This is a genomic window from Promicromonospora sp. NPDC023805 (genome assembly GCF_040639635.1).
Classification (GTDB): Bacteria; Actinomycetota; Actinomycetes; order Actinomycetales; family Cellulomonadaceae; genus Promicromonospora.
Genome location: NZ_JBFAAH010000030.1, coordinates 71,839 through 79,049 on the forward strand (window position 1 = coordinate 71,839; position 7,211 = coordinate 79,049).

A 7,211-nucleotide genomic window follows, 5' to 3' on the forward strand; every position below is an offset into this window, starting at 1 on the left:
TCCAGACCCCCCGAATGCCCTCCGGAGCGCGAGATGACCGGCGACTGGATCATGGTCGCCGTCGGCGTCCTTCTCACAGCAGGTACTGCTGTCTTCGTGGCCGGGGAGTTCTCCCTCGTCACCATCGACCCCGCGGTGATCGGTGACTCCGACGACTCGGAGGGGGACAGACCCGGCCGGACCCGGTCCGACCCCCAGTCCTCCGGCAGCCCTCGGTCCACCCACTCCGCCCGGCCCGCACTCGGCCAGAGCATGCGGGACCGCAGCGTGCGCACCGCGCTGCGCCACCTGTCGACCGAGCTGAGCTCCGCCCAGGTCGGCATCACGCTGACCACCATCCTGCTCGGCTACACGGCCCAGCCGGCGCTGAACTCCCTGCTCTCGGCAGGGTTCGGCGCGACGTCCGTGCCGACAGCAGTCTCCGCCGGCCTCGCCGGTGTCCTGGCCGTCGTGCTGGTCAACGTGTTCTCGATGGTGTGCGGTGAGCTGATCCCCAAGAACTTCGCGCTCTCGGCACCCCTGGCCACCGCACGCGTGGTCGTGCCGGTGCAGCGGGTGTTCACCATCACGTTCAAGCCGCTGATCGCCGTGCTCAACGGCTCCGCCAACGCCCTGTTGCGGCGCATCGGCGTCGAGCCGCGTGAGGAGCTGTCCGGAGCCCGGTCCGCGTCCGAGCTGGCCTCGCTGGTGCGCCGCTCGGCAGAGGAGGGCACGCTCGAGGAGTCCGTCGCGACGCTGCTCACCAACTCGATCGAGCTGGACACGCTGAGCGCGCGCGACGTCATGACCGACCGCCTGCGCATGTCGGTGCTGGACCGGACGGCGACGGCGGAGGACGTCGTCGCGCTCGCCCGCCGCACCGGGCACTCGCGGTTCCCGGTGATCGGGGAGGACCGGGACGACGTCGTCGGCCTCGTCCACCTGCGGCGTGCGGTCGGCGTGCCGCACGACCGCCGGAGCGAGGTGCCAGCGGCCGCCCTCATGGTGGACGCGCCCCGCGTCCCGGAGACGGTGCGCCTGGGCCCGCTGCTCGTGGAGCTGCGCGGGTTCGGTATGCAGATGGCGGTGGTCGTCGACGAGTACGGCGGCACCTCCGGCGTCGTCACGCTGGAGGACGTCGTCGAGGAGCTGGTGGGCGACGTCGCGGACGAGCACGACCCCCGACGGGCGGGCGCGGCCCGTGCCGCCGACGGGTCGTGGATAGTGCCGGGCGTGCTGCGCCCGGACGAGCTCGTCGAGTACACCGCGATCCAGGTTCCGGAGGGGGCCGCGTACGAGACGCTCGGCGGCCTCGTCATGGCAGAGCTCGGTCGCATGCCCGCCGTCGGCGACGAGGTCACGGTAGGGACCGCGGCCGCCCGCGTGACCCTGCGCGTCGAGGCCATGGACGGGCGCCGCGTCGAGCGGGTGCGGGTTCGCCCGCTGCCCGACGACCGGCCAGGCGACGACCGGGCCCGGAACGACCGGACCCGGCCGGACCGGGTCAGGGCCGACCGGACGCGCAGCGAGAAGGGGACGAGCCGATGAGCACGACCACTGCACTGATCGTCGGCCTCGTGCTGCTCGCAGGCAACGCGTTCTTCGTCGGCGCGGAGTTCGCCGTCATCTCCGCGCGCCGCAGCGCCATCGAGCCGCTCGCCGCGGCAGGGGACCGGCGGGCCATCACCGTCCTGTGGGCGATGGAGCACGTGTCGCTCATGCTGGCTTGCGCCCAGCTCGGCGTGACCGTCTGCTCCACCGGCCTCGGCATAGTCGCGGAACCCGCGCTCGCGCACCTCCTCGAGGGTCCGCTGCACAGCATCGGGGTGAGCGACGACCTCACCCACCCGATAGCGCTCGTCATCGCGCTGTCCCTCGTCGTGTACCTGCACGTGGTGCTCGGCGAGATGGTGCCGAAGAACCTCGCGGTGTCCGGCCCGGACCGGGCGGTCATGTGGTTCGGGCCGCCGCTGGTGCTCCTCGCCCGCGTGCTGCGTCCCGTCATCGGCGGCCTGAACTGGATCGCCAACCACGCAGTGCGGCTGGCGGGCGTCGAGCCCAAGGACGAGGTCGCCTCCGCGTTCACCGCGGAGGAGGTGCAGTCCATCGTGGAGCACTCGCAGGCGGAGGGCGTCCTGCGCGACGAGCAGGGCCTCCTGACCGGCGCCATCGAGTTCTCCAACCGCACGGCGAGCGACGTCATGGTGCCCGTCAGCGGCCTGGTGGCCGTCGACGAGAACAGCACGCCCGACGACGTCGAACGGCTGGTGTCGAAGCACGGCTTCAGCCGGTTCCCCGTCGTGACGCACGGCGACGACGGCGACGAGCTGGTCGGCTACCTGCACCTCAAGGACGTCCTCTACGCGACAGGGCCCGCCCGGTTCGAGCCGGTGGCCGTGTGGCGGGTCCGCGCGCTGGCCGCCGTAGGGCCTGACGACGAGGTCGAGGACGCGCTGCGGGTCATGCAGCGCTCCGGGTCGCACCTCGCTCGGGTCGAGGGCACCGAGGGCCAGGTCCTCGGCGTCGTCTTCCTCGAGGACATCCTGGAGGAGCTGGTGGGCGAGGTGCGCGATGCGATGCAGCGCCGTTGAGGTCCGGCGCCGTTGAGATGAGGGCGTCGGGAAGGCATGGACAGGTAGTGATCACGTCATGTGCAGGTCGGGCGATGTTCCGGTGGGGCTTGGCAGGCGGCCCGGCCCCGGTTAGTGTCTCGTGCGACATAGACACCGCGAGGGGCCGCGGACACTCGACGACGGAGGATCAGTGGAGTCCACGGCTGTAACGAGCCTGCAGCCTGCGCCCATGACACGCCGCGCCCGGCGCGAGGCGCAGGAGCAACAGGCTCAGGCCCTGCGCGCACACGTGCTGCGGGCCCAGGGAGCGCGGGCCCCGCGTCCGCAGATCCAGCCGACGCCGGCGCGGGCGACCCAACCGGCGGCGACCCGGAGTGCCACGTCGTTCGAGCAGGTGGTCACCGGGGCCCTCGCCCGGCCCGTCACCCGGGTCGTCAGAGCGACGTCGTCCGTGCCTGCCGGGCAGCGGATCGTCTCCCGGGCGGCAGTGATCGGCACGCTGGCCGCGGCGACCATCGCCGCACCGTTCGTACATGGCACCGCGGAGTCCGGCGAGTCCCCGTTCGACGTCGAGGCGCCGCACACCGGGCCGAACGTGCTCGACCTCGTGACGCAGCCCGTCGAACGCCCGAAGACCTCCGGGGCCGTGGTCCGGGCCGAGGCGATCACCCGGCCCGAGTCGGCCGCCAGCCGCTCGCTCGACCGCAGCCCGCTGCCGGACTGCGACGTCAGCGCTCTCGTTGAGGGCACCAACGGTGCGCTCGCGGACCACTCCCTGTGCGAGCTGTGGCAGGCGGGGGAGTACCTGCGGCCCGACGCCGCGATGTCGCTCAGCGCGCTCAACGAGGCGTTCCGTGCGTCGTTCGGCCGGGAGATGTGCCTCGTGGCGAGCTACCGCGACCTGGACACGCAGTACGAGCTCAAGGCTTCCAGGGGGTACTTCGCGGCCTCGCCGGGCACGTCCATGCACGGATGGGGTCTCGCGATCGACCTCTGCTCGAAGGAGACCGGGGACAGCGAGGTCTTCTCGTGGCTCTGGGCCAACGCCCCGTCCTACGGCTGGCAGAACCCCTCGTGGGCCCAGCTCGGCGGGAGCAAGTACGAGCCGTGGCACTGGGAGTTCGTGTCGGGCGTCGTCGAGAAGGGCGAGTGGCAGGGCTGACGGTCTAGAGGCGCATCAGAAGCGCAGGTGGGTGTTCGGTCCGAAGTCCTGGCGGAACACCGGACCATCGCTCGCGAGCTCGGCGGCGAACAACGGTGCCCACGCGCTGTAGGGCTCCATGGCGAGCGACTCGTTGGAGAACCGGCGGTCGTCGGTGATCTCGGTGACGCAGAAGTCCGGGATCTGCAGGCCCGTGACCGGGCCCGAACGCTCGCACTCGGCCACCACCAGCGGGTGGTTGGCACCACCGAAGACGTCTATCGACCAGCCGTCAGCCCCGAGCCAGACGGCGTAGCGGACCTTGACGATCGGTGCCCCGCCGCGGCGGACCAGCTCGACGCCGATGCTCGGGTCCAGCTCTCGCTCCGCCTCGTAGCGGGTGCCACCCACCGCGGGCCCCTTCACCGTGACCGCTGCGAAGTCGATGTCCGCGACGTGCGCCCGCAGGATCTCCGCGGGGTCGGTGTCGCCGGTCAGGTCAGCGTCGATGTCACCGGCCTGGACGCGGACCCGGAGGGCGTAACCGTCGTCGGCCAGGAAGTACGACTGGACGATGAGGGCCGGCGCGTCCCGGAGCTCGGCCGGGAGGTCGCGCACGAAGAACCGGCGCTCGAACTCGAAGTCGGCGTAGCCGCGGTCGGCGTCGGCCGGGGCGGGCTCGTCGAAGCGATCATCGCTCATGTGAGGTCCCTCGCCATCGGCAGCTGATGCTCGGTAGGTGCTTCTCGTACGTACCGTTCCGCAGATGGTTGTCCGCGGATGATTCAAGAAGTCTACGCAACCGGCTCGGTGCGCTGCGCCCTGCCGCCCACGAACCTGTCGCCCACGAACTCGCTCAGGGCCGCGGCGATCGCCTCGTGGCGGCTGTCGATGCTCCCGGGCTTCAGCACGACCGGCGTGCCGACCAGGGCGATGTTGGCCGAGGCGGCGATACGCCGGACGAACGTCCGCTGGCGCGCGACCACCGCCCTCGGGTCCGCGACGTCCACGGCGAGGACCCGCCGGAAGGCCAGCCGGGCCTCGCGGACGCCGGTGACCTCGGTCCAGAGCACCTGCTCGACGCCGAGGTTCGGGAGCCAGTCGGTCAGCCCCTCGCCGTCGAGCGTGAGCACGGGCCAGGTGGGCAGCAGCAGGCGGCGCACGACGATGAGGCCCAGGCCGGTGAAGACCAGGACGCCGATGGCGCTCAGCGAGACGACGGCCAGCGCGGCCGGTGCTGCGCTCGTCTGTGCGGCGTCGAAGCCGAGACGGGCGGCTACCGCGCACAGCACCACCAGCGCGAGGATGGTGAGGGCGAGGATGAGAACGTGCGCACGGGACGGATAGAAGTCCACGGACTCGTCGGGCATACCGGGACAGTAGCTGCACCGTGGTTCGAGCGGTAGCGGGCTCGCCTGACAGGTTCACCGCTCGACCCGTCCTGATTCGCTACACGCACGTATCGTTTCGGGGTGAGGAGCGAACAGCGCCGGCCCCCGGGCAGGCCGCGCGACCTGAGAGCGGACGACGCCGTGCTGGCGGCGGCCCTCGACCTGATCGCGGAGGCGGGCGTCGAGGGCGTGAGCATCGATCAGGCGGCGAGGCGCGCGGGGGTCGCTCGCACCACCGTCTACCGCCGGTACGCGACGCGCGACGACCTGGCCGTCGCCGCCCTCGTGGCGAACGAGGCGGCGGTGCTCGTCTCCTTCCAGGTCCCCGACCAGCCGAGCCTCGCCGACCTGGTCGCTACCTGGTCGGCCGGGCTGAGCGAGCCGCGGTCTCGGATACTGCTGCGCCGCATGATGTCGGTGCCGCGTGAGCACCCGGAGCTGTGGGCGGCCTTCCGCGCGGCGAGCGCCGGCTCGCGCGACCAGAGCGTCCACGACCTGGTGATCCGCGCGCGGGAGGAGGGTCAGCTGGCGGCGGATGCCGACGTCGAGATGGTCCAGGCGATGCTCACGGGCGCCGTGGCGGTCCACCTCACGAACTATCCCGACGACGTGTCGGCCGAGGAGGTCGCCGCGTACTTCTGGCGGGTGCTGCGGACGCTGGGGTTCGAGGTCCCGCCACGCTCGCGGGGCCGGTCCTGACTACTTGCCGTCGAACGGCACCCGCTCGGAGAGGGCCCAGTCGCGGTAGTACCGCAACACCGGTCCCTCCGCCGAGGACCGGACCGACAGAACGCCGTACTGGACGTCCTCGAAGCCGTCCGCACCGGAGTTGATCAGGTGCGTGACGCCCGTGGGCAGGATGACCCGCAGAACTCTCGTGCCGGTCTCCGCGAACGCCCCGGAGTTCTTCACCTGGGCGAGGTACTGGCTGTCGCCGGTGCCTTCGACGACGTAGTAGTAGGTCCCGAGAGCCATCTGTGTTCCCCTCTTCGCCCTGCACGCCCGGTGCGTCGTGGGTCCTGTGGCCGAACGTACGGCATCTGGTGCCGGGTGACGGGGCCCCGAGTACGGTCGCTCGCAGATGCCCGACCGCAAATATTCAATCTGAGACGTGATTGCGCTAGTCTGATGCCGTATCAGCCGGAAAAGATGGGGGACCAGAAGATGCCCGAGATTCTGCGTTCAAGCTGCGACAACGGAACTACCTGTCCAACGATCCACCGCGCTGATGACGGTGCGTTCATCGTGCAGGGATATCGGACCGCGTCCCACGGGACGGTGCGTATCCCGGCGTGGCTCGCGACGGAGTGGGACACGCCTTCGCGCCGTGACGGTGACGATCTGCTCGTGACCGGTCAGCTCGTGACCGATCCGGACACCCTTGCCTACCTCGACCTTCCGGACGGAGAGGCCGCCGTGATCGTGCACCCGGCCGACGTTGTGGCTCTGGAGGTCTCGTCGTGCTGAATGCGGACGAGCTCGGGGAGTACTTCGCTTCCCGTCACAAGACGGACCTGTTTCGCCTGGAGACGCGTGACGTGCTCAACGTCCCCCAGGACGCGGGCCGGTTGGAGCGTTACCTCAACGGGGAGCCGGGTCCCGGTCATCGGCCGTGGGCCGACGTGATCCGTCAGCAGGTTGCACGAGGGCAGATCACTCGTCGCGTCCTCGCGCTCAGTGAACCGCTGACCGACTACCGCCGCTGCTCGATCGAGTGGGGTTACCTCGACAACGTCACCGCCGGCGAACGCTGCCGGGTGGTGGACCGTCCCAGCATCTCAGGGCTCGGTGCACAGGACTTCTGGCTCATCGATCGTCGCCACGTGGTGCTCATGCACTACGACGACGAGGGGAGTTTCGTCGGCGCGGATCCGGTGGACGACAAGCAGGACGTGGGACACTGGGCCGCGATTGCTGACCTGGCATGGGACTCGGGAACCGAGCTCACCGCCTGGTGGGACGAGCACCGGCAGTACTGGCGCGAGTTCCACGCCTCGACCCCTCGGAGCGAATGACCACCGACCTTCCCGCACTAGCCGCGACGCTGCGCGACCTTCGTGCTGGCGCCGGGATCAGCGGCGTCAACGCTGCCAAGGCCGCTGGCATCAGCCAGGCCAAGCTCTCCAA

General features: G+C 70.7%; 9 protein-coding genes. 6 read left to right on the forward strand and 3 right to left on the reverse strand.

The genetic code is table 11. The annotated features are described in order from the left end of the window. Positions 1 to 33: 33 nt before the first annotated feature. From AB0F70_RS23690 to AB0F70_RS23700, 3 genes are all read left to right on the forward strand, one after another. Positions 34 to 1,527: a hemolysin family protein gene (locus AB0F70_RS23690; RefSeq protein WP_357454302.1), complete on the forward strand. Its 1,494-nt coding sequence runs from the start codon at positions 34 to 36 to the stop codon at positions 1,525 to 1,527. After that, positions 1,524 to 2,570, forward strand: a complete 1,047-nt coding sequence (locus AB0F70_RS23695; protein WP_357454305.1) for a hemolysin family protein — start codon at positions 1,524 to 1,526, stop codon at positions 2,568 to 2,570. Before AB0F70_RS23690 ends, AB0F70_RS23695 begins: the two co-directional genes overlap by 4 nt. A gap of 211 nt (positions 2,571 to 2,781) precedes the next feature. Continuing rightward, positions 2,782 to 3,714, forward strand: coding sequence for a D-alanyl-D-alanine carboxypeptidase family protein (locus AB0F70_RS23700; protein ID WP_357454308.1), 933 nt, complete (start codon positions 2,782 to 2,784; stop codon positions 3,712 to 3,714). A gap of 15 nt (positions 3,715 to 3,729) precedes the next feature. Here the strand turns inward: AB0F70_RS23700 and AB0F70_RS23705 are convergent, their stop codons facing one another. Both AB0F70_RS23705 and AB0F70_RS23710 read right to left on the reverse strand, forming a co-directional pair. Next, a complete protein-coding gene (locus tag AB0F70_RS23705) occupies positions 3,730 to 4,395 on the reverse strand; it encodes a CYTH domain-containing protein (protein WP_357454311.1) in 666 nt (221 codons plus the stop codon). Positions 4,396 to 4,487: 92 nt separating this feature from the next. Beyond that, positions 4,488 to 5,063, reverse strand: a complete 576-nt coding sequence (locus AB0F70_RS23710) for an STM3941 family protein (protein ID WP_357454314.1) — start codon at positions 5,061 to 5,063, stop codon at positions 4,488 to 4,490. Between the two features lie 102 nt (positions 5,064 to 5,165). On the opposite strand from AB0F70_RS23710, the gene AB0F70_RS23715 reads away from it, so the two are divergent. Then, positions 5,166 to 5,783, forward strand: a complete 618-nt coding sequence (locus tag AB0F70_RS23715) for a TetR/AcrR family transcriptional regulator C-terminal ligand-binding domain-containing protein (protein ID WP_357454317.1) — start codon at positions 5,166 to 5,168, stop codon at positions 5,781 to 5,783. Here AB0F70_RS23715 and AB0F70_RS23720 read toward each other — a convergent pair whose 3' ends face one another. Beyond that, positions 5,784 to 6,059, reverse strand: a complete 276-nt coding sequence (locus AB0F70_RS23720) for a hypothetical protein (RefSeq protein ID WP_357454320.1) — start codon at positions 6,057 to 6,059, stop codon at positions 5,784 to 5,786. It lies immediately after the preceding gene. A 270-nt stretch (positions 6,060 to 6,329) separates the two neighbouring features. Between AB0F70_RS23720 and AB0F70_RS23725 the strand changes: the two genes are divergently transcribed. Continuing rightward, on the forward strand, positions 6,330 to 6,551 hold the full coding sequence (locus AB0F70_RS23725) for a hypothetical protein (RefSeq protein WP_357454323.1): 222 nt from the start codon (positions 6,330 to 6,332) through the stop codon (positions 6,549 to 6,551). Next, positions 6,545 to 7,099: a DUF6879 family protein gene (locus AB0F70_RS23730; protein ID WP_357454326.1), complete on the forward strand. Its 555-nt coding sequence runs from the start codon at positions 6,545 to 6,547 to the stop codon at positions 7,097 to 7,099. Before AB0F70_RS23725 ends, AB0F70_RS23730 begins: the two co-directional genes overlap by 7 nt. The last annotated feature ends 112 nt before the right edge of the window (positions 7,100 to 7,211 follow it).